Origin of the sequence: Nostoc sp. DedQUE12b (assembly GCF_034530835.1) — a bacterium.
Lineage (GTDB): Bacteria > Cyanobacteriota > Cyanobacteriia > Cyanobacteriales > Nostocaceae > Nostoc.
Genome location: NZ_JAVRCI010000028.1, coordinates 15,915 through 39,998, shown reverse-complemented (window position 1 = coordinate 39,998; position 24,084 = coordinate 15,915). Strand labels below are relative to the sequence as shown.

General features: G+C 42.4%; 16 protein-coding genes and 1 pseudogene. 7 read left to right on the top strand and 10 right to left on the bottom strand.

The features are described 5' to 3' along the window. The first annotated feature begins 33 nt into the window (after nt 1-33). On the top strand, nt 34-1,155 hold the full coding sequence (locus RMY16_RS15840; protein WP_322737202.1) for a sensor histidine kinase KdpD: 1,122 nt from the start codon (nt 34-36) through the stop codon (nt 1,153-1,155). A gap of 231 nt (nt 1,156-1,386) precedes the next feature. Here RMY16_RS15840 and RMY16_RS15835 read toward each other — a convergent pair whose 3' ends face one another. The 8 genes from RMY16_RS15835 to RMY16_RS15800 all read right to left on the bottom strand — a co-directional run bounded on the left by RMY16_RS15835 (nt 1,387) and on the right by RMY16_RS15800 (nt 19,703). After that, nucleotides 1,387-4,590 carry a GAF domain-containing protein gene (locus RMY16_RS15835; protein WP_322737201.1) on the bottom strand — a complete coding sequence of 1,068 codons (3,204 nt, stop codon included), beginning with the start codon at nt 4,588-4,590 and terminating at the stop codon, nt 1,387-1,389. Between the two features lie 845 nt (nt 4,591-5,435). After that, nucleotides 5,436-5,672 carry a 50S ribosomal protein L28 gene (rpmB, locus tag RMY16_RS15830; RefSeq protein WP_322663302.1) on the bottom strand — a complete coding sequence of 79 codons (237 nt, stop codon included), beginning with the start codon at nt 5,670-5,672 and terminating at the stop codon, nt 5,436-5,438. A 202-nt stretch (nt 5,673-5,874) separates the two neighbouring features. Further along, entirely contained in the window at nt 5,875-7,860 is a 1,986-nt protein-coding gene (gene htpG / locus RMY16_RS15825; protein WP_322737200.1) for a molecular chaperone HtpG, read from the bottom strand. Between the two features lie 222 nt (nt 7,861-8,082). Continuing rightward, nucleotides 8,083-8,724, bottom strand: a complete 642-nt coding sequence (locus RMY16_RS15820; RefSeq protein ID WP_322737199.1) for a class I SAM-dependent methyltransferase — start codon at nt 8,722-8,724, stop codon at nt 8,083-8,085. A gap of 566 nt (nt 8,725-9,290) precedes the next feature. Then, entirely contained in the window at nt 9,291-12,809 is a 3,519-nt protein-coding gene (gene metH / locus RMY16_RS15815) for a methionine synthase (RefSeq protein ID WP_322737198.1), read from the bottom strand. Between the two features lie 691 nt (nt 12,810-13,500). Beyond that, complete coding sequence (locus RMY16_RS15810; RefSeq protein ID WP_322663306.1) at nt 13,501-13,938, bottom strand: DUF6918 family protein; 438 nt, start codon at nt 13,936-13,938, stop codon at nt 13,501-13,503. A 371-nt stretch (nt 13,939-14,309) separates the two neighbouring features. Next, nucleotides 14,310-17,621, bottom strand: a complete 3,312-nt coding sequence (locus tag RMY16_RS15805; protein WP_322737197.1) for an efflux RND transporter permease subunit — start codon at nt 17,619-17,621, stop codon at nt 14,310-14,312. Nucleotides 17,622-18,035: 414 nt separating this feature from the next. Beyond that, entirely contained in the window at nt 18,036-19,703 is a 1,668-nt protein-coding gene (locus RMY16_RS15800; RefSeq protein ID WP_416211674.1) for a mechanosensitive ion channel family protein, read from the bottom strand. A 387-nt stretch (nt 19,704-20,090) separates the two neighbouring features. Between RMY16_RS15800 and ahcY the strand changes: the two genes are divergently transcribed. The 5 genes and pseudogenes from ahcY (at nt 20,091) to RMY16_RS15775 (ending at nt 23,029) form a co-directional block, all read left to right on the top strand. Next, nucleotides 20,091-21,368 carry an adenosylhomocysteinase gene (ahcY, locus tag RMY16_RS15795; RefSeq protein WP_322737196.1) on the top strand — a complete coding sequence of 426 codons (1,278 nt, stop codon included), beginning with the start codon at nt 20,091-20,093 and terminating at the stop codon, nt 21,366-21,368. A gap of 156 nt (nt 21,369-21,524) precedes the next feature. Further along, nucleotides 21,525-21,915: pseudogene (locus RMY16_RS15790) on the top strand (XisH family protein). 11 nt (nt 21,916-21,926) lie between these two features. Then, nucleotides 21,927-22,259: a XisI protein gene (locus RMY16_RS15785; protein ID WP_322737195.1), complete on the top strand. Its 333-nt coding sequence runs from the start codon at nt 21,927-21,929 to the stop codon at nt 22,257-22,259. Nucleotides 22,260-22,284: 25 nt separating this feature from the next. After that, nucleotides 22,285-22,647, top strand: a complete 363-nt coding sequence (locus RMY16_RS15780; protein ID WP_322737194.1) for a hypothetical protein — start codon at nt 22,285-22,287, stop codon at nt 22,645-22,647. A 52-nt stretch (nt 22,648-22,699) separates the two neighbouring features. After that, nucleotides 22,700-23,029, top strand: a complete 330-nt coding sequence (locus RMY16_RS15775; protein ID WP_099102638.1) for a hypothetical protein — start codon at nt 22,700-22,702, stop codon at nt 23,027-23,029. A 35-nt stretch (nt 23,030-23,064) separates the two neighbouring features. Here the strand turns inward: RMY16_RS15775 and RMY16_RS15770 are convergent, their stop codons facing one another. Beyond that, complete coding sequence (locus RMY16_RS15770) at nt 23,065-23,346, bottom strand: hypothetical protein (protein WP_322737193.1); 282 nt, start codon at nt 23,344-23,346, stop codon at nt 23,065-23,067. Nucleotides 23,347-23,558: 212 nt separating this feature from the next. Then, nucleotides 23,559-23,804, bottom strand: a complete 246-nt coding sequence (locus RMY16_RS15765) for a hypothetical protein (RefSeq protein WP_322737192.1) — start codon at nt 23,802-23,804, stop codon at nt 23,559-23,561. 33 nt (nt 23,805-23,837) lie between these two features. Here RMY16_RS15765 and RMY16_RS33045 point away from each other — a divergent pair, with 33 nt between their 5' ends. After that, nucleotides 23,838-24,038: an element excision factor XisH family protein gene (locus RMY16_RS33045; RefSeq protein ID WP_416211675.1), complete on the top strand. Its 201-nt coding sequence runs from the start codon at nt 23,838-23,840 to the stop codon at nt 24,036-24,038. The last annotated feature ends 46 nt before the right edge of the window (nt 24,039-24,084 follow it).

Here is a 24,084-nt window from a genome sequence, read left to right as displayed (position 1 = left end):
TTAACTATTGTCAATTTACCTAATATCTTGTTAATGATTCATTCTCATACCCCATCTCCTGATAGTTCTTATATTCGTCCTCACCGACGCGGGAAACATAAGATTTTTATTGGTATGGCTCCCGGTGTCGGCAAAACTTACAAAATGCTGGAAGAAGCACATCAACTCAAACAAGATGGAATTGATGTAGTTATCGGTGTCTTAGAAACTCATGGACGCAAAGATACGGCAATGAAAGCTGCTGGAATAGAGGTAGTTTCTCAAAAAGCCTGCATCCATCAGAACGTCACTCTACAGGAAATGGATACAGACGCAATTTTGCAACGCTCTCCCCAACTGGTTCTAGTGGATGAACTTGCTCATACTAACGTTCCTGGTTCTCAACGAGAAAAACGTTATCAGAACGTGGAAGTAATTTTGTCCGCTGGAATTGATGTTTATTCCACTGTCAATATTCAGCATTTGGAAAGTTTAAATGACCTAGTGGCAAGAATTACAGGTGTGGTGGTGCGAGAGCGTATTCCTGATTATGTACTTGATGAAGCTGATGCTGTGGTTGTCATTGATGTTACTCCAGAAACTTTAGAAGAGCGCTTACAAGAAGGGAAAATTTATGCTCCTGAAAAAATCGAGCAATCCCTGAAAAACTTCTTTCAGCGTCGTAATCTTATTGCTTTAAGGGAACTAGCATTAAGAGAAGTAGCAGATACAGTTGAGGAAGAAGCAAACACTTCCAGCTTAGTAGGACAAAATTGCAATGTTCACGAACGAGTTTTAGTATGTGTATCTACTTACCCTGATTCCGTGCAGTTGCTACGTCGAGGCGCACGCATTGCCAATTATATGAATGCGCGACTATATACTGTGTTCGTAGCATATCCCGAACGTTTCCTCACCAAAGAAGAAAGTTTGCATATCGATATCTGCGAGAAATTATGTCGAGAGTTTGGTGGCGAATTTTTACACTTCAAGAGCCAAAATATCGCCAAGAAAATTGCTCAAGTTGCAATAGATTATCATATTACTCAAATTATTATTGGTGAGAGCCAGCAGTCTTCATGGAAAAGATGGCTCAAAGGTTCTTTCACACAAAGATTGATGGAGTTAATTAGGCATCAAAAAATAGATTTACATATTATCGCTACCGATAAATGATTAAATATAAGATAGTTCGTATTGCGTTGGCGTCAGCCTTCGCAAAGCGTCTCTAAGAGTTGCGATCGCAAAGACTGAGATTGCCACGCTTGACTTCCTTCCGCTCGTAATTACTACATCTTATATTTAATTGCGTCTACTTCCTTAATACTGCCGTGATCAAAGCAGTGCTGAGGGCTAAGTGATAATTTTTCAGGTGAGTTGGCAAAAATCATCACTTTGCCTCTTTGCTTATTCTTGGTCTAATCCGTTGACTTTAGCTACTGATTTTCTAGCTGCAACCTGACGAATCGGCAACTCAATCACAAACTCTGTACCTTTACCAAGTTCAGATTGGCAGTATATCTTGCCGTTATGTTTTTCTGTAACTATCTGATAGCTGATAGACAATCCCAATCCTGTACCTTTACCGACAACCTTGGTAGTAAAAAATGGATCGAACAGTCGAGAAAGAACTTTTTCATCCATGCCGAGTCCGTTGTCGACGATGCGAATGACAATCCAATCTTTATTGAGCAGGGAGGTAGAAATTTTGATTTTGCTGGGGTTTTTTGCCAGTGCTTCAGAAGATTGCTGCGTGGTTCGTTCTTCTAATGCATCAATGGCATTGGAGAGCAAATTCATAAATACCTGATTCAACTGCCCGGGATAGCATTCTATTAGAGGTAAAGTAGCATAATCTTTACTCACATGAATGGTAAGGCTATCGGCTGAGGGCTTCAAACGGTTTTGCAAAATCATCAATGTACTGTCGATGCCTTCGTGAATATTTGCTGGCTTGAAGTCAGCTTCATCTAGGCGTGAGAAGTTCCGCAAAGAGGTAACAATTTCGCAAATGCGCTCAGTACCAACCTGCATGGACTGAAATAATTTAGGTAAGTCCTCGAATAAATACTCTATTTCAGCTTTATTGAAAAACTCTTGGATCTCTGGTGCAGCATCGGGATAATGATGCCAAAAAAGCTCCACATAACGAAGTAATTCTTGCGTGTATTGGTGAGCGTGTTCTAAGTTGCCGTGGATGAAATTAATCGGGTTATTAATTTCATGGGCAACTCCTGCCACTAGTTGCCCCAAGCTAGCCATTTTTTCAGCATGGATAATTTGCATTTGGGCAGTACGCAGCTCATTCAGTGCCTGGGCGAGTTGATTCGCTTCTTCACGAGTTTGACCTAGCAAACTGGATTGTTGAAACAGGTTGGCTTGACGCAGCGCTACACTGAGTTGAGCCGCCACTTGGGTGACAAATTCCAATTCAGCTTCTTCCCAATGACGTGTATGAGTGCATTGGTGAATGCACAACAACCCCCACAGTTCATCACCTTCCATCAACGGCACAATAATCTGTGCTTTGACTTGGAATCGCTCAATCACATCAAGATGAGGTACTTTGGAGCCAACGCTGTTGACATCAGATATAACTTGCACTTCCCCTTGACGATATTGGGGTGCGTATTGATCGCCAAAGCAATAGTCTTGCACCTTCACGGCGAGGGCAGAATCGAACTTGGGCAACACATCTTCAGCAATAAATTCACCACTGCAAAAACCAACATTAGGATCGAAGCGGAAAATGCCAACTCGATCTGTATTTAGCGATCGCCTCACTTCCTGTACTGTAGTCTTAAAGATCGTCTCCAAATCCAAAGATTCCCGAATTTTGACGACCAAATCAAATAAAATCCGGCGCTGTTCAGCCGATTGTTGCAGTTCATCAGCGCGAGTTTGAATTTGAGTCACCATTTGAGAACTTTGCAGTGCCACTCCTAGTTGGCTAGCAACCTGTCCCAAAAATTCCACTTCCACACTATCCCACTGGCGCGGTGCAGAATGTTGATAGGCTGCCAGCAATCCCCATAAATTCCGTCCCACAAAAATTGGGGTTAACGCATAAGCGCGAATTTTGAACTGCTCCAAAATATCTAGGTGACAGCGCGAGTGTCCAGCTTGATAAATATCCTCTACAGCAAAATTTTCGTTGTTGCGGTAGCGTCCACCTTTGGTTTCTTGAAGGTGGGTATCTTCCCAAACGAGATTTTTGCCAAAGGGATTAATGCTGTCCCACTGTGCCTCAAGCATGCCGAAATTACTGACGAATTCACCACTCCAGTCTTCATTGAAGCGATAAACGCCAACCCGCTCAACTCGCAGCAGTTTACATACTTCTTGGCAAGTGGTTTTTAGGATTAAATCAATATTTAAAGAGGAGCGAATTTTCCCGACTACTTCAGTTAATGCTCGTTGCCGAGCGATCGCATCTTGTAGGGCAGAAGCTTGTTGTTTCGACTGAGCCAAATTCTCGGCTTGCTGAATCGCGACTCCCAATTGTGCCCCTACTTGTCCCAGGAATTCAACTTCGTAATTTGCCCATTGACGCGGCCCGGAGTGTTGATAGGCTGCTATCAGTCCCCACAGTTTTGGCCCGATGAAGATGGGCGCTAAGGTATATGCCCGAATCTTGAATTGCTCCAGAATATCGATGTGACAACGCGAATGTCCGGCTTGGTAGATGTCGTTGACAACAAAACTTTCGTTATTGCGGTAGCGTCCACCTTTCGTTTCTTGGAGGTGGGTATCTTGCCAAACGAGATTTTTGCCAAAGGGATTGATTCTATCCCACTGCGCCTCTACCATGCCGAATTGGCTAACAAATTCGCCGCTCCAGTCTTCATTAAAGCGGTAAATTGCTGACCGCTCTAGCTTCAGGAGTTTGCAGAGTTCTTGACAGGCAGTGTCTAGAATAATTTCGGTATTCACAGAGGAGCGAATATTTCCTACTACTTCAGTTAATGCTCGTTGCCGTGCGATCGCATCTTGCAGTTCTGCTGTGCGTTGTTTGGTTTGTTCTAGGGTTTCTGTCTGCTGCATTGCTAGACCAAGATGGCTGGCAGCTTGAGCGAAAAATTCAACTTCGTGAGGACACCATTGCCGAGGAGCGGAATGTTGATAGGCTGCCAGCATTCCCCACAATTTTGCACCAATAAAAATCGGTGCGATCGCATACGCCCGAATCTGAAACTGTTCTAATACTTCAATATGACAGCGAGCGTGCCCTGCATCGTAAATGTCAGCTACAGCAAACGGCTCATTTTTGCGATATCGTCCGCCTTGGGTTTCTTGCAAATGCGAATCTTGCCAAACCAAGTCCTGTCCAAAGGCGGTCAATGCATCCCAAGGATGTTCTGCAAAGCCCAAGCGATCAATAAAACTACCGCTCCAATCTTCATTAAAGCGGTAGATTGCAACTCGCTCAATCTTCAATTGCCGACAAATATCTTGGCAAGAAGTCGAACATAGAGATTCGATATTTACAGATGCACGAATCTTAGCCAGAATCCTCGCCAATATTTTTTGATATTGAACCGTTAGCTGTAGCTGTTTGTGACACTCTTGCAGGTCTAAGTGTTTTGATGCTTCATAACTGTTCGCTGTCATAAATTATAAATAAAATAGACTACCTGCTTTCAGTATTCCCTTGTTTATTTGTAATTGCTCAACTAGTCTTGGTTAGTGGAGAGTCTTGATTACTTGTAGTTTCCTCTGCGGTTTTTAGTTTATGGATTTTATTTCATAGCTTTACTATCAAGGCTTATTTTGCCTAGTTCTATAGTCGTTTTAGGTCGGGTAGCTTTTCTATTTATTTAGGTAATCTCTATCTCAGCCTCTTGTTAATAGTGTTGAGCAATTACAAAATCAATTCATCATTAGTTTTGGGTATAGAGGGTCTAACTTTAATTATGAAAAATAGAAAACTGGTAAGTATTTTTATTTAGAGATACCGCGATTTACCCGTAGTGTAAAAATTACATAAATAACTCATATTGATTGCGTCAAAAAGCTCAGTATAATTCAAAGAGTCTTCTTTATTTTGCCTCTTGCCTGCTAAATAAACGTGAGTTCCATGAACCTCTCCCTCCCAACCTCCCTCTCCCACGGGGAAAGGGAGGAGCAACGAGAAATTAGGGTTTTGGCTCCCCTCTCCGTGTCGGAGAGTTGGGGGAGAGGTCAAAAAAGGGCTTGTCGAACTCACGTCACGTTAATAAACATTAGGGGCGCACAGCTAGCTGTGCGCCCCTAAGAATCACCTATAGCGATTCCCAATTGCATAGAATACAAACCTAACCCCCAGCCCCTTCCCTACTAGCGTTGGCAAGTAAGATTCAAAGCCTCTCTCCTTTTAGGAGAGAGGCTTGGAGAGAGGTCAAAACTGTACTGTACCCAAGCAAGAACCGCTATATATTCCAACCTACAAAAGTTTCGGGCTATGAAATCCGGATTATTTAGTAATGATTCAGGTTAATCCCAGCTTCTTTTGCCATTGCTTCTAACCCATTAATTTGCAGAGTTTTAATTGCTTTGGTAGACAATTTTAATCTTACCCAGCGATTTCCGGCTTCCCACCAAACACGCTTGTCTTGCAGATTAGCCTGCTGAAGGCGTTTAGTACGGCGGTGGGAGTGGGAAACAGCAAAAGCGTTATTTGCCTTCTTACCAGTTAGTTCACAGCGACGGGACATAGCAACTATCTCCAGATTGTTATTTTAATACAGCCTTTCCATTTTAGGTCTTAGGCAGCAGAAGTGGGGAGATGAGGAGGGGGAGCAGAGGGGCAGAGGGGCAGGGGAGCAGGGGAGCAGGGGAGCAGGGGAAAAATAACTCCTAACTCCTAACTCCTAACTCTTAACTTCCTACTCAGCACTCAGCACTCAGCACTCAGCACTATTTACTCGCTTGTTCCGTCAGCTTGGTGAGTACGTCATTCGATCGCTCGACGAAGGATTTCATTCCCTCAGCGTCAAATCCTTTCTGAGACATCAGCGCTAAATCGTAAACGTGTTGACAAATCAAGTTGACTAACTGATCTGTAGACGATTCACCGTTACCTTGGATAATACTACCTTGGTTCAGATTAGCCAGATTTTGAATTAGCGGGTGAGCAGTATTCACCAGCAAAATGTGATCTTCGGGAAACTCTGCTGACTGCTGCTGCATCATGGCGTTCATTTCCCGCAGGCGGCGAAGAATTTCTGGTAAAAGCACGATCGCAGGTGGTGTACCTTGAGGATCGTCTGATTTCAAAGCTTCGGTACGGATGTTGAGTTTGGGTTTGTTGAGGGATTTCTCAAATAACTCTTTAATCGTCTCACTCCGGGTTTTGTTCGTCTTGGGATCGACAATTTCCTTATCTTTATCTTGTTCCAGCAGAGTGTTATCTAAATCTGAGTCTACCCGCGTAAACTTGACATCCTGATATTCGCGCTCTAGGAAGTTTATAAAGTGGGTATCGATGAAGGAGTCCATAAACAGGACTTCTAAACCTTGATTTTTGTGCAATTCTATGTATGTAGCTTGGGTTGCTTCATCGGTGCTGTAGAAAACCCGATTTTCGTTGCGTTCTTTGTTGCGTTCTAGATACTCTTTCAGCGTAGTATATGGAGCGCTGGGTGCTGAGTCAGAAATGGGTGCAGGAGTGACATCTTGCCAAGCATCCCCGTCTGAAGATTGGACTTCAACCACTGGCGTTTCAGCCGCAACTTTTTCTGTCAACTTGGCAGTGGTGCGGAAGACGATGATATCTTCGATTTGTTTTTTGAATTTCTCGTCGTTGAGAACGCCGAATTTTACGAAAGTGCCGAGGTCTTTCCAGGCGCTAATGTATTGTTCACGATTATCGCGGAAAAGTTCTTTGAGGCGATCGCCTACTTTTTTGGCAATGTAGTCACCAATTCTTCGCACGGTGCGATCGCCTTGCAAGGCACTACGCGATACGTTTAGAGGAATATCGGTACTATCAATCACACCCCGCATCGGCATCAGAAATTGCGGGATAATTTCTTCGCAGTTGTCGCTAACAAAAACTTGATTGCAAAATAGCTTGATCTGCCCTTTGGTAACATCTACATCCGGTCGCATTTTCGGGAAATACAGAATCCCGTTGATGATAAAGGGATAGTCTGTATTTAGATGTACCCATAACAAAGGTTCTTCTTGAAAAGGATACAGATAGCGGTAAAACTCTAAATAATCTTCTTGAGTCAGATTACTCGGAGACTCTCGCCACGGTGCTTTTTGCTTATTTATTACTTCGCCATCTAGTTTAATTGGGACTGGCAAAAAGTCGCAGTATGTCTTGACAAGATTCTTAATTCGTGCAGATTCGAGAAATTCCTCTTCTTCCCCTTGCAGGCTGAGAATAATAGTAGTACCGCGAGTTGTTCGGGAAGATTCTTCGAGAGTGAAAGCTGGGGAACCATCACAAGTCCAGTGAACCGCCTGCGCCCCTTCTTGATAGGAAAGGGTATCAATTTCTACCTTTTGCGCCACCATGAAGGAAGAGTAGAAACCAAGACCGAAGTGGCCGATTATCGGTTGATCTGATTTGCCTTCATATTTATGAATAAATTCTTCAGCACTAGAGAAGGCAACTTGATTGATATATTTCTTAACTTCATCTGCGGTCATTCCGATGCCGTTATCGGAGATGGATAGAGTTTTTTTATCTTTGTCAATGGCAATTTCAATTTCTGGTTCGCCGATATCTCCAGCATAATCGCCGGCGCGGGATACCATTTTTAGCTTTTGGATGGCGTCTACAGCGTTGGATACCAGTTCCCGCAAGAAGATTTGGTGATCTGAGTAAAGCGACTTCTTGATGATCGGGAAAATATTCTCAGTATGAATACTGATAGTGCCTTGTTCTAGCATAATTGGTAATTTTCGATGTTAGTATCTGAAACGATGATAGTAGGTAATACAACCTAGCCCTCTGTTTTCCAGGATAAACCCGGAGAACACAGAAGGGCATGATACCAATTAGGATTTTAAAAGCATAGCTTAGGCGATCGCACCTTTTTTGAGCATTGTTTGCCGCCATTTTCTGATTCGGATTCCCCTACTTCCGACTCTCCACTCCCTACAAATTGCTGTTTAAGTATTACTAAAATTCTTCTCCAACACTAAAAAATAATGGTAGGGATAACTGGGATCGATAAATTCTTGCTTAACAGTTAACCCAGCTTTGGCAACAGAGTTTAAAATCCGCGTTTTCGGATATCCTTTTAAACCCATTTCCCAGCAGTGTTCGTCACAGACTGGCGTTGTACTCCAGAATTTGGGGACATTGAATAGTAAATGCCTTGGTCTGCCTGAGAAAGAGGTTTTCACCTGAAACGAGAGGTATTGAGTGCAATAGGGAATCGAAATCACCAAAAATTTCTTGGTTGCAATAGCAAGTTTTCTCAATGCTTCTTCTGACTGAGGGTAGGGAAAGTGTTCCAGAACTTGAAACAGGACAATCGCATCAAATTTATCTTTTGGTAAGGAAAAATCTGTAGTCAAATCCAAAATTATTTCTGGTTTGAGGCTGGGGTCAACATCAGCAGTGGAAACGTTGTATCCATTATTCTTCAAGATATCTGTTAATAGAGAATTAAAAATCCCAATTTCCAGAACGTTTTTTACCTGATTACCCAGCGAAAAAATTAGACGCAACTGGTGATGATAACTGATGAGGCGATTTTTGGATAAATATTCTGAATTTCTAATATCTAACGAGCTGATGAGTTGCATAAATAAGCCTACCTAAGCTGAGAGATTAATAAATTTGGTGGGTATACAACTACAGGATTCCCGGAAAAATCATCAAAGTAACAGTACCTTGTTTCGTTTGTATACACTACATCTCCTAGAAGGATACGGTTTACACACATCTTGGTAATGAAGCCCAAACTCTGGATTTACCCCCCTTAATCCCCCCGATGTATTGGCTACGGTGTACACACAAGTCTGAAACAGTTCACTCATCAGAGTTTAAGCGTAAGTTTTACCCCACCCTAACCCTCCCCGTATGTATTGGGGAGGGAACTGTATTTCTAGTTTTCCCCCCAATGCATCGGGGGATTATGGGGGGTAATTCGACTTGTGTGTACACCGTAGCTTGTAAAGGGGGGAAATATCCAGTTCTCCCCTTCGGTAAAGGGGGAAATATCCGGTTCTCCCCCTTAGAAAGGGGGAGTTAGAGGGGGTGAGAAGGACTTGTATACACACCGTAGCCTAGAAGAAGAGAGGTTTTGAAAGGGGATTTTCCAGGGCGAAATATCACTAACACCGAGGCTATTGCTTTAACGAGTAAGATTCTACGCGCTAAAGTATTTGGCTAACGGGTGATAGGTAATAATCGCAGTGGTAGACTGTTCTGGATAAAGTTGTTCGCTTTCATCCATATACAAGTTAATCCTGTCAGTCTGCAATAACTCCAGTTGCTTGTACTGATCCTGAATATTTGGACAAGCTGGATATCCAAAACTATACCGGGAGCCACGATAGCGTTGTGCTAATATATCCCGAATATTGTCGGGTTCCTCAGCAGCAAAACCTAACTCTCGGCGTATTCTAGCGTGTGTCCATTCAGCTATAGCTTCCGCCACCTGCACCGCCATACCGTGGAAATACAGATAATCGGTGTATTGATTGTCTGCAAACAGCTTTTGAGCGAACTCTGTGGCAATTTCCCCTACAGTCACCGCTTGCATTGGGAAGACATCAATAATTCCCGACTCCTTTGGTGCAAAGAAATCTGCTATGCACAGCCGTCTTAAAGACTTTTGTCTAGGAAACTCAAAAGTTGTAACCTGCTGTGATTGGTTCCATACATGTAGAGAATTTCCCTCGGCTTGACAAGGGAAATACCCATAAATCACCTGGGGATGCAACAGATTCTCTTCAATAATTCGCTGTTTCCAACTTTCTAAAACTGGGTAGACTTTCTCAGCTAAGAAAGCCTGATATTCTTCCTTAGATTGTTCCTTTGGTTTGCGGAATTGCCACTGTCCAGCAATTAAAGCTTGTAAATCTAAATGCCAGAATATTTCCTCAATGGGAATATCACTAGGCTGCAATAACTTCGTTCCCCAGAAAGGCGGCGTTGGACGTTCAATATCTACAGCTACGGCTTCGGAACGTCTTGTATCTACTTCTTTTAGTTCAGCAGACGTTTCTTCAGCAGTTGTAGCTTTTGGTTCTTTGTGACCATTTGTCGAAACTTCAGCAGTTTCAATTTCGTTCAAAAATCCCTGCAAATCTTGCCAGTTACCAGTAGCTTTAGCTGGCATTAATTTATCCATGAAGTGCAAGTCAGAAAAGGCATCTTTGCCATAAACGACTTTACCTTTATAGGTATTTTGGCAATCTTCATACACAAATTTGGGAGTCAGCGCCGCACCACCTAAAATCACGGGTACACTAATTCCCTTCTCGTTAAATACCTCCAAATTCTCTTTCATGAAGGCGGTGGATTTTACCAGCAAACCACTCATAGCAATACAATCAGCTTTGTGCTGTTCGTAAGCGTTGATGATATTTTCCACTGGCTGCTTAATTCCCAGGTTAATCACCTTGTAGCCGTTGTTAGATAAAATGATATCCACCAAGTTTTTACCAATGTCGTGGACATCGCCTTTGACTGTGGCAATGATAAAGGTTCCCTTGGCATTGTTGCCCGATTCTGATTTTTCCATGAACGGTTCTAAAAACGCTACCGCCGCTTTCATGGTTTCCGCAGATTGCAAGACGAAGGGTAGCTGCATTTGTCCAGAACCGAATAATTCTCCGACAACTTTCATGCCATCTAGCAGGAAGGTGTTGATAATTTCCAAAGGAGGATATTCTTCTAAGGCTTTTTTCAGATGTTCTTCTAAGCCAATGCGTTCGCCGTCGATGATATGGCGTTTGAGACGTTCTGGGATGGGGAGACTTTCATCTAAGGAGCGATCGCGCTTAGTTGTCACCCCAGCAAAGGCTGTGGTAAGCTCTCCCAAGGGATCGTAAATGCAAACATCACCCTCAAATTTCCGCTCATCATAAATCAACTGACGACAAATTTCTTGATGGCGTTCCTCAATCTTCGATAACGGTAAAATTTTGTTAGCACTGACAATGGCTGCATCCATTCCCGCCGTTGTCGCTTCGTGCAAAAATACCGAGTTCAGCACCATCCGCGAGGCTGGAGTTAAACCAAAGGAAATATTGGAAACACCCAAAATCACATGACATCCAGGCAATTCTTGACGAATCCGCTGAATCGCTTCAATTGTGGCTTTACCGTTTTCTCGGTCTTCTTCAATCCCAGTGGAAATGGGTAACGCTAGGGTATCAAAGAATATTTCTGTGGGTGGTATGCCATATTCTACAGCTTGACGGTATGCGCGTTGGGCGATCGCAAACTTTTTATCTGCTGTCCGCGCCATCCCATCTTCATCGATAGTACCAATGACTACACCAGCACCGTATTTTTTCGCTAACTCCAGCACCTTTAAAAAGCGCGATTCCCCATCTTCGTAGTTGGTGGAGTTCAGCAAACACTTACCACCGGCGACCTTTAAACCCGCCTCCATTTTTTCCCATTCGGTGGAGTCAAGCATTAAGGGTAATGTCACATTATTAACAATGCGCGAAACTAATTCGTGCATATCCCGCACGCCGTCACGTCCCACATAATCGACGTTGACATCAAGGATGTGTGCGCCTTCTTTTACTTGCGCCCTCGCCATTGAAACGAGTCCATCCCAATCTTCGGCATTTAGCAAATCGCGGCACTTCTTGGAACCACTGGCGTTGAGACGTTCGCCAACAATCAAGAAAGAATTATCTTGGTCATAAGGCTGAGTGGTGTAAATTGATGCTGCTGCTGGTTCTAAACTTGGTTGTCTAACTTTTGGCTTCAGACCTTTAGCAACTTCTGCCAATTGTTGAATGTGTTCTGGACGCGTCCCACAGCAACCCCCGATCACTTGGACACCCAAATCTTCAACAAAATGCATCAACGACATCCGTAATTCCAACGGTGTCAGGCGGTAGTGCGCTTGACCGCCGACGTTCTCAGGTAAACCCGCGTTGGGAATACAGGAAACGATGAAAGGTGAATGTTCTGACAGATACTTGATATGTGGTTTCATCAAGTCTGGGCCAGTGGCGCAGTTTAGACCGAGAATGTCAATTGGGTAAGGTTCCAAAATTGTCAGCACAGCACTGATTTCTGAACCAACCAACATTGTGCCCATGCTTTCCATTGTCACAGACACCATCAACGGTCTGCGATCGCCTTTTTTGGCAAACACTTCTTCAATGGCATTCAGCGCCGCTTTAATTTGCAGCACATCTTGGCAAGTTTCCACCAGAAATAAATCGACGCCACCATCCCACAGCGCCTCTGCTTGTTCAGCAAAGGTAGCTTTCATGGTGTCAAAGTCAATATGTCCCAAGGTTGGAAGTTTCGTTGTCGGGCCGATGGAACCTGCCACAAACCGGGGTTTTTCTGGTGTGGAAAATTCCGCCGCCACACGCTTCGCCAATTCTGCGGCTGTCTTGCTGAGGTAGTAGGCTTGGTCTGCCAAGTCATATTCTGCCAGCACCAGAGACGTACTGCCAAAGGTATCCGTTTCAATTACATCTGCACCAGCAGCAAGAAAGTCGCGGTGAACCTTAGCGACAGCTTCGGGTTTCGTGTGGACTAAGTATTCGTTACAACCTTCATACTGTGGGCCGCCGAAGTCTTCAGCAGTCAGGTTTTGGGTTTGTAAGTTGGTTCCCATCGCCCCATCGAAGACGAGGACTGGGCTATCTGGACTACGCAGGCGTTCAAGGAAAGGATGAGTCATATTTTCCTAGAAGAAATGAGGAAATCAAGTGAGTCATGTGATACTCGACTTACTTTATTATTTTCCAAGATTGTGATATTTTCGGCATCTTTTAATAAAGTCTGTTTTGCTAAAACTCACTATTCGCTCATTTTGACCTGATTTCTGAAGATTGGCGACGACAGAATTATGCAAAAGCGCCCTCAGATCATGTCCGCTTGATCCGAATGTGAGTTTGAGCGATCGCCATCTCTGCAACGATATCAAGTAAGAGTCAAGCGATCGCACTTTATAGAATTATCTTAGCCGATGGCTACGGCAATGAAATACGCTTTTTTGCACAGCTGTACATATTCTGATGTTTACAATAAAATTGCCGTACAAAACAGAACGAAAATAATGCGTCGCCGGATTAACATCACCTTGCCAGATGAGCCAATTGAACTAATCGATCGAGTTATTGAAAAAGGCGATTCTCTGGAGGAGACGCTAGGCGATCGCAGTCGATTCATTAACTAAGCTGTGCAATATTATACTACTCAAAAAGCCTGAATCAATCTCAGAGAACAGTTAAAAGAAGGAGCCATCCAACGGGCAGGACTTAATTTGGAGTTGGTGAAGTTTTGAGACGATATCTGGTGAAAAGCTACTTTGCATCTGCGCTTCCCACGTTTCTAGAAGACGCGATTAATCGCGTCTTTACTCGTTTTGCTCAGGACTTAGTGTAATTATTGATTACTTTGGCTAAATCTGGCACTGCTTCTTCTACGTGCTTTTTGGCTGAACCGCGAAGTTTTTCATAGGTTCCTCGCACGATTTGGCGGTTTGAGTTCTTGACTCTCGCATCGGTAACACCCAGTAGTGCGTCTGCTGTATCAGAGCGATTCACACTCAGATATTCAACTGGATCGCCTTTCTCTACGCCTTGACTCCAAATGGGATCAAGTGCCGTGAAGCATTGCGGCAAAATCTGCTCAACCACATAGGGAATATACCCTGGCTTAACCCCCTTCAGGGCGGCAAAGGCAGTTTTCAAAGCGATGCCGCTCATGCCTGACTTGGATGCAAGCTGTCCTTCGATCATGTTGCAACAGTCCTCTATGACCATAGCCTTTTTGGTCGGGTTCAAAAGTCCGTCGCTAAGTCCCATTTCACTCTTCCTTATCTAAGTACTTAATTCTACTTCGACTAAATTTTTTAGCAAGCAGGAAATTACAGAAAATGGTATCAGAGTTAGAGGATGTTGTGGATAAGCTGATACGCTTTTAGGCTGCATAGTTGAGAAGAGGCAGGGGGCAGGGGGGCAGGGGAGCAGAGGGGCAGAGGGGCAGGGGGCAAAGACCTCTTATCTGCTGCCGTGAATCAGAGCGGAACATGGGGCTAAGTCCATCCACTTCTTAATAAGTGGTTCTTCGTACCCTACGGGAAACTAGCGCAACAGTGGGGTTAAGTTTATATTCCCCCTGCTCCCCTGCCCCCTTGCCCCTCTGCTCCCCCGCCTCCTTGCCTCCTTGCCCAAACTTAGGTTATCCCATCCTCCTGAGACCTAAGTTGCGTCTCTGGCTGACTTGAGCCAGCAGGTATAGCTTCATCTCTAGTTCCCGAAGTTCCTGGAGAATTTGGAGGATTTGAACCTCCTCGCTTCCGAGGTAATATAGCTTGAGCCAAGGTTTTAACCAAAATATAGAGAATTGGTACTAAGAACAAACTCAAGAACGTCGAAAGCATCAACCCCCCAAACAGCGCTGTTCCTAAAGACCAACGGCTGCTGGCTCCAGCTCCTTCAGAGATTACCAAGGGCAAAAATCCTAACAACGCTGCAAAGGATGTCATTAAAATCGGTCGCAGACGTTCTTCCCCAGCTTTCACTGCCGCCCGCGTGTAGCTCATGCCCTGCTCATGCAGTTGATTGGCAAATTCTACGACTAAAATCGCGTTTTTCGCAGCTAGACCAATCAAAGTCACCAAACCTACCTGGCAATAAATATCATCCACCACTTTGGGGAAGAGGCTATCTGTCATGAAAATATTGGAACGCAGCCAAATCGCTGTCATTGCTCCCAAAACTGCTAGGGGAACTGTCAGCAAAATAATAATTGGGTCAATATAACTTTCATACTGAGCTGCCAGCACCAGAAAGACAATAACGATCGCTAAGGCAAAAATAAAGCCTGTAGCTCCCCCAGATGTCTTCTCCTGGAGATAAGTCCCTGTCCACTCATAACCAAACCCTTGAGGTAAGTTTTCTGCTGCTAGTTGCTCCATCGCTTTAATCGCCTGTCCAGAACTAGCACCGGGAGCCGGAGCGCCCTGTACTTTGATTGACCTGTACAAGTTGTAATGGGCGATGGTTTTCGGCCCTACGAAGGGAGTAATTTTCACCAAACTGCTCAACGGAATCATTGCCCCACTGGCAGAGCGAACATACAGCTTACCAATATCATCTGGATTAGAACGGAACACTCCATCTGCTTGGACATATACCCGATACTGTCGCTGTCCCTGCACGAAGTTATTCACATATTGCGACCCCAGATAAGTTTGCAACGCCCCAAAGATGTCGTTAATTTCGACATTGAGAGCTTTGGCTTGGTTGCGGTTTACCTGAATGTCAAATTGGGGAGTATCTGCGGTGAACTGAGTGAAGACTCCTTGGAGAACAGGGCTTTTACGTGCCGCCCCGATCAATTTTTGAGCAGTCTCAATTAGGGTTTCAATGGGCGCACTGCCAGTTTTGTCTTGAATGATAAATTCAAAACCACCCGTAGTACTTAATCCTCTCACTGGAGGAGCATTTACTGCGATCGCTCTGGCTTCTGTAATTGTAGAGAGCTTTTTGTTTAGTCTTTGAAGTATGCCATAAACAGATTGAGATTCTTCAGTTCTCTCTTTCCAGGGTTTCAGGTTAGCAAAGGCAATACCTAAATTGGAAGCATTACCATCGAAACCAAAGCCACTGATCATAAAACTAGCTCTAACTTCGGGAGCCGATGTGACTTCTTTGACTACCTTGTCCATCACAGATTCGGTATATTTCAAAGAAACCCCGTCAGGCCCTTGGACAATGACAAAGAAGTAACCCTGATCTTCTTCTGGAATAAATCCGGTAGGTACTGCTCTGTACATCAAAACTGTTGCTAATAAACCAGTAATAAAAACCCCAATTACAATCGGTTTGACATGGGTAAGGTAGCTAACAAACCCGACATATCGCCGTGTGAACCAGCTAAATCCCCGATTAAACTGTGTAAAAAACCACCCCAAAGGGCCCCGTGGAGTCTGAGCAGGGCGCATGAGAATGGCTGCCATACTCGGAGAGAAGGTTAAGGCATTGAAGGTGGAGATGCCAATAGAGCAAGCAACGGTTAAGGCAAATTGTTTGTAAACAATCCCAGTAGTACCCGGAATGAAGGCAACTGGAATGAATACCGCCATGAGTACAAGTGAAGTGGCAATGATTGCCCCAGTTAACTCCTTCATGGCTTCGACAGCCGCTTCAAAGGGTCTCATACCCTGTTCTAGTTTGACTGCAACTGCCTCAACCACAATAATGGCATCATCCACGACGATCCCGATCGCGAGTACGAAACCAAACAAGGTCAGTGTATTAATCTGAAATCCTAAAACCAACAGAGCTGCACACGTCCCAATCAAGGAAACAGGGATCGCCACAGTCGGAATGATCGTGGTACGCCAGTCTTGTAAAAAAACAAAAATTACCAAGACCACTAGGACAATTGCCTCAACCAGAGTGTGCAGAACTTCTTCTAAAGAAATTTCTACAAACGGAGTGGTATCAAATGCCAACTGGGCTTTGAGTCCAGGTGGAAAACTCTTTTCTAGTATCTTGATTTGTTCTTCAACAGCATGAGCAACCTTCAGGGCATTACTACCGGGAAGTTGATATATCCCCAAACCCACGGCTGCCTTGGGAGCATTTCCTGGAATAGTGAATTTGGCATCAGCCAGATAGTTCTCTGCTCCTAGTTCAACTCGACCGACATCTCTGACTTTAACTAGGGTGCTATTAGTGGGGTTATTAGTAGTGCTACTAGTGCCAGCTGGACTTACCTTTAGCACCATATCCTCAAATTCAGCCGCATCTTTAAATCGACTGGTTGCCCGTAAAGCAAATTCAAAGCTTTGATTATCTGGTGCTGGTTCCTTACCAATTGCCCCTGCACCCACTTGAATATTTTGTTGTTGCAGGGCAGCTGTCACATCTTGCGGAGTTAGTCGATGTTGGGCAAGCTTGTTGGGATCGAGCCAGAGACGCATGGCATATTTGCGTTCTCCAAAAACCCTGGCACTTCCTACACCAGGAAGCCGTTTGATCTGATCAAAAATATACAGATCGACATAGTTACTGATAAAAATGTTGTCATACTCATTATTTTCTGAGTAAAACCCATAGACAAGTAGCAAACTGCTCGATGCCGTTTCAACGGTGACACCTGTTCGTTGAACAGTATCTGGCAATTGAGGTGAAGCCAGTGCTTCTTTATTTTGAACGTTTACTTGAGCAATATCGCTATTGACATTAGTTGGAAAGGAGACAGTTATATTGCTCGAACCATCATTACCCGTATTAGAAGATATATAAGATACATCTTTAACACCATTAATTTGTCGCTCAATAATGTTAGTGACAGTATTTTCTGTTGTTTGAGCATCCGCACCAATATTGTTGGAGCTAACTGTAATTTGTACTGGGGCAAGGTCTGGTAGCTGAGAAATAGGAAGAATCGGTATACAGATGCTTCCCAGGAGCAAGATGATGAACGTGCAGACCGTCGTCAGCACTGGTCGTCTGATGAAGGTATTGACAGACATAAATCAAGGAAAAGTTCAAGAGTCGTTAGTAAGGTAGTAGCTTTTTATTAATATAAGGATTTATTAAGGTTTAATGTGAGATATTTTCTTTTTTCTATTGTCAGTATGGGAATGCATATATTTATGCTAATGACTCAATGTATCATTAGAGGCAGAGCGATTAACTAAGGTTTTAGCGTCAGTTTTACCCCACCCTAACCCTCCCCTTGTAAAGGGGAGGGAACAAGATTTTCTAGTTTCCCCCCTTTATAAGGGGGGATTAAGGGGGGTAATTTGACTTGTGTGTACACCGTAGCCCTGCTCCCTGCCCCCTGCCCCCTGCCTTATTTTCAAGGCAGGTTTAATGTAGCTCGATCGCGGGAGAGTTAGGATTTAGTCTCATCAACTGAAAAATGCAGTAATCAATCTAAATTTCTAATTATCTTTGCCATTACTCGAAAAATTTAACAATTGATCGTCATTGACCCAAATTGCTTGTTGAGGTACAGAGATGGAAATTCCAGCTTCGTCTAAGGCAACTTTTAGGCGGCGGCGAAACTCGCGTGCTACATCCCATTGCTTGAGGGGCAGTGTTTTAATCCAGACACGAATAATCAAACCGCGATCGCCAAATTGATCTATTCCCAAAACTTGCGGCGGTTCCAAAATTTGACTCTGCCATTGCATTTCTTGATTCATCTGATCGGCAATAGTTGCAATCAAGTTCAAAGCCTTTTCTGTATCGGCTTGGTAAGCGATGGGAATTGTTAAATCGGCTCGCGACCAACGACTAGAAAGATTAGCAACAACTTTAATTTCACTATTGGGAATTGTGATTAAGCGTCCTTCAGAATCCCGCAGTTGGGTCATGCGCAGATTCAGATTTTCTACTAAGCCTCCCACGTTTCCCACATTAATCACATCGCCTAAAGCATACTGGTCTTCTAAAATGATCAAAAAACCGTTAATTGCATCTTTAATTAAGTTTTGCGATGCCAAAGACAATGCAACACCAACTAAACTGGCACCCGCTAGTAAGGGAACGATATCTATCCCCAAGGATACCAGCGCGATCAAGAAACCTACTCCTACCCAGATAACAGTAGTGATACTTTTAGTTACACCAGAAAATGTGGAAACTCGCAGCTGCAACCGTGCAGAACTTTCTGGGGTGAGGAAAGCACCACTGCTAATCAGGGTGGAAGCGAAGCGGTCAATCAGGGCGTAGGTCAAACGAATTGCTACATAGGTTGCCAGGCATACCACACCTAATCGCAAAGGAAATTGGGCAGCTGTGAGAATTGCTACCTGCAAACCTCGTGTATAAGGAAATAAACCCAAAATAAAGAAGCTTCCACCTCCCCAAATTCCGGCTTGACTGAGCTGAAACAATCGTCTTTTGGCTTCTTGGAGATGTTGCTGTTGTCGTTGATTTAATTGTGTTGTAATTGCTTGATCTGCTGGTTTTGGGTAGTTGAAGAGTTCCCTCTGGGGTTGAGAGGCAATGGAGTTTTCTAAATTCTTTTGGGAACGCCGCTGCCAGCTATATACTCCCCAACTCATGACAATCATTGCTAGTCCGATACCGCCAGCAATTTTACTTTGGTCGATTAAAGATTGAATTTGCCTTTCTTGTTTTGCTTGTTGCAAGTCTTCTTGTAATGATTCGGCGACTTGATTTGCCGATGTCGATATATCTACCTGTCGCAATTCCGCATCTTCCGAAGTAACGGTCATCAGATATTGACCATTGACATAAATTACTGGTAATTCGTTTACTTTGCGAACTTCTACCTTGACTGGTGTGTTTGCTGGTGATTGAAAGTAATTTTGGCCAATTTTCTGCAACTTCTTTTGAATATCTTCTGAACGCTCAGGAAAATTAGTTCTTGTTGCCGCTATTTGAAATAACCGACGACCATCTAAATAAATCCAGCCCGAAACAACTCTGTTATCTGAATCATTACTAATACTGCTGGGAGCTTGCAGTTGCGGTACAAAAGGTATCTGGGCTGTGGCTTTTGGCACAGATACAACGCCTATGGCCATTGAACTGGCGATGCCTACGGCGGGCAAAGCCAACGCCAAAAATTGAAAGCGCACTCAAACACCTCCTTGAGTAAAATCTATTAATTACTACTTTAACTATCCTGCTTAATTCCTTTGGGTAGATGTACCTATCTAAAGTTGAGGTTTTCCTTTTAAACAATGAAATTTTGATGTTTTTTTGTTTTTTTCTATCTTTAGAGAGATGACAATAAACTGAGAATTACCAGTAAGGCTGATTAGAGTCTTACTCTTACCAAAGATAAAACAAAAAGGAAGAAGCTGGAGAGGAAGTTGACATTCCGGCGATCAAGCGTCAAGCTAGTTTTGAGGATTCTTGACTAGCGATTTGCTTTCATACAAGCAAAAATCGCCAGTAGTAGAATAACCTAGTAGAGTGCGTAAAACTTACGTAGCTTTTTTAATTTTTTGAGGTAACTTTTGATGACCGCAACTTCTCCCCGATTAAAGCACGAGGTTAAAGACCTCGGCCTAGCTGCCTTGGGAAGACAGCGCATTGAATGGGCTGGACGCGAAATGCCAGTTTTGAAGCAAATCCGCGATCGCTTTGCGATCGAAAAGCCCTTCGCTGGTTTACGCCTTGTAGCTTGTGCCCACATCACAACAGAAACAGCACATTTGGCGATCGCTCTGAAAGCCGGTGGTGCAGACGCGCTTTTAATTGCTAGCAATCCCTTATCAACTCAAGATGACGTAGCAGCTAGCCTCGTCGTCGATCATGAAATTCCCGTCTTTGCTCAAAAAGGCGAAGATAACGCAACTTATAACCGCCACGTCCAAATAGCTTTAGATCATCGCCCCAACATTATTGTTGATGACGGTAGTGATGTGGTTGCAACTTTGGTACAAGAACGCCAACACCAAATTGCTGATTTGATTGGTAGCACCGAAGAAACCACAACTGGGATCGTTCGGTTACGCGCCATGTTTAGAGAAGGCGTTCTCACCTTCCCCGCAGTCAACGTCAACGATGCGGACACCAAGCACTTCTTTGATAATCGCTATGGTACTGGGCAATCAACCCTAGATGGCATTATCCGCGCCACAAACATTTTGTTGGCTGGGAAGAACGTTGTTGTCGTCGGTTATGGCTGGTGTGGTAAAGGTACAGCCCTCCGCGCCCGTGGCATGGGTGCTAACGTCATCGTCACCGAAATCGACCCCATCAAGGCAATTGAAGCCGTAATGGATGGCTTCCGCGTCCTGCCAATGGCTGAAGCTGCACCCCAAGGTGATATCTTTATCACTGTGACTGGTAACAAGCACGTTGTTCGTGGCGAACACTTCGATGTCATGAAAGACGGTGCGATCGTTTGTAACTCCGGTCACTTTGACTTGGAACTTGATTTGAAATACTTGGCTGCACAAGCTAAGGAAATCAAAGAAGTTCGTCCTTTCACCGAAGAGTATAAATTGAAAAATGGTAAATCAGTTGTCGTTCTTGGACAAGGACGCTTGATTAACCTAGCTGCGGCTGAAGGACACCCCAGCGCCGTAATGGATATGAGTTTTGCCAACCAAGCTTTGGCTTGTGAATTCCTGGTGAAGAATAAAGGTAAGTTGCAACCTGGTTTGCACTCAATTCCTGTTGAAGTCGATCAAGAAATTGCTCGTTTGAAGTTGCAGGCTATTGGTATCACAATTGATAGTTTGACAGCAGATCAAATTGAGTACATCAATTCTTGGACATCAGGAACTTGATACATTGATTAATTAATTTTTTTGGGGATAAGCTTTTGGGCTTATCCCTTTTTTGTGTTCGCACATTCCCTGAAGGCATTCCCGCAGAGTAAACTCAAGTGCAATAGCTTACTTAAAAAATTAGATAAGATTAGAATTTAGATTATTATTTTTTATATGTCAGCAAAAGATATTTTCCATAATACTGTGAAAGTAGCCTTAGAAAAAGATGGCTGGAAAATTACACACGATCCCTTGTTCTTTCAATTTACAAATTAGAATTAAAATAGACATGGGAGCGCAAAAGCTAATTGCGGCTGAGAAAGATGAGCAAAAAATAGCAATAGAGGTAAAAAGTTTTATTGGGATGTCCGCAATCTCAGAATTTTATACAGCTGTCGGTCAATTTTTGAACTATAGAGTAGCGTTGGAGCAGAAGGACTCTGAACGAGTATTATACTTGGCAATAGCTAAAGATATATATCAAGAGTTTTTCATGGATTATTTTATTCAAAGTGTATTAGAACGATATGAAATCAAGTTATTAGTTTTTTATGTTCAAAAATAGGAGATAGTATTATGGAAAAATTAAATTATCAGGAACTAGTAAAAAAAATTATCTATAAATATGTAAATGAGCAACCAAAGGAAGATTTAGAAAATACTGAAATTGTCTTTGATACAGAACGCGATCGCTATTTATTAATATATGTAGGATGGAATGATGAGGAAAGAGTCTATGGATGCCCAATTCATATTAGTATCAAGGATGGAAAAATTTGGATTCAGCGCGATTTTACTGAAGAAGGAATAGCTAATCAATTAGTAGAATTAGGTGTGCCGACAACAGATATTGTTTTGGGTTTTAGATCACCTTATGTCCGGCAGTTTACTGGTTTTGCATCTGTTTAGATTAATTAACTTAACAAAAAACTTTATGTCTGATTTTAACGATTACATACGTATAACTTTAGAAAGAACAAACTTACCTGATGGGTTAATTGGTGATTTTGGACAGTTGATAGCTTGTGGAGAATCTTATGAGTATATTTTACAATCATTTAACAGAACATACTATCCTATTTCAGAGGAAGACCTTGCTGTGGTAAAACGATTAGCCTGGCATTTTAACTATCCTCTATTTAAGCTTTTTGAGGCAGTAGGAATTGATTGTGATACTGCTTATAAGATTTGTGAGCTAAAATGTCAGGGCGGCAGTTTAAAGCTACTATGGCAATACTTTGATAAAACACTTTTTACAGAAGATGCTATAAAAATATTAAATTATATGTTTAAGTAATTGGTAATAAAAATAGTATATTTTATACAACAAGGGATGGGTTAATCTATCTATGTTTCAGTGTCAAATAGAACTTTTAATTAATGTTCTGCCTGAAAACTCAGAGGCAGATTATATAACCGTAGCCAAATATGATTTTGAACCTCCAGATTTACAAGTAGGTAAAGAAGTATGGGTTCATTGGGAGGTTTGGAATAAACTTTATTCCCTTAAATGCAAGGTTACAGGACGTAAGAATGTAATATGCTCGAAAGGAACTCATCCAGATTATAAAGACAAATATGTTTTTTTACTTAGAATATTTCTTGAAACAGAAGATAGGGAAGATAAATTACAAGAAATTAAAGAAAACTTAAAAAAACACAACCCACATTTAAAATAATGAAATCTTAATATTATCTCCATATCCAAAATAAATTATAAGCTGTTTAATTTATCTAGAATTTTTTTACTAGATATTATTTGGTTGTGTTTACTGGATATGAGCTTTTCAATATTTTCTAACTGATTGATATAATTTATTTGATTTTCTAGTTGCATCATTGCGTGTTTATATTGATAAGAATTAATAACTGATGTTTTTAGTAAATTTTCAATAAAATTTTCTATCTGTTTTCTTAATTCGAGGTTATCTTGTTTAATTAATTCTCTAAGACAAATTTGGTAGAGTTCTAAAATATCATTTTGGTAACTTGTCATTTTATTAATTCTAATGCATTGAAGTTACTTTCAAGTATCTAATTGATATGATATCGTACTAAGATTCTACTTTAGATGTCAAGAGTATCACCAAGCGATTATAAATCACCAGGCTTTTTTGCATCTTTCCGCGAGTTCAAAAATATTGATAACTTCATAATAATGGTCAATATAACCGGGCGAATAGATTTAGGGTATAGATGACACTGCTATTACTTTACTAATTGCTCAAAATCTGGAATAGAATAGCCTTTCCATTTTAAAAGTGCATAAGAGTATGCTTTTTTAAGCATTAAATAATCAGCACTTACTTGGAGCGAACGCAACAATAATCTATCTGATTCACTTAATTGATTATTTTGATTTTTTTGTAAAAGTTGTAAATGTAGTTCTTGTTGACTTTCTGGAACTTGACTTTGAGCAATAGTTAATAAATCCTCAATCATTAATTCTTGCATGGCGATTAATTCCCCTTGTAATTCTAGAGGTGCATAATCAACAGTAGGGGGAGCATTTGTTTAGTTAGTCATAATTTTTGTAGAAAATGCTTTAGGGCAATATATCAATATATCTTATATTACTATATTCTTACTCACTTAGAACCTGACCGCCGGTTGTATCTGGCTATTCGTCAAGGAACTTACTCAGAACTATTTCAAGAATCAATTGGTAAAATTTTATTAGAAAATTAACGCCTTTGTTTACTTGTCTTCGACTCAAAACGAAAGGTGGTACTGC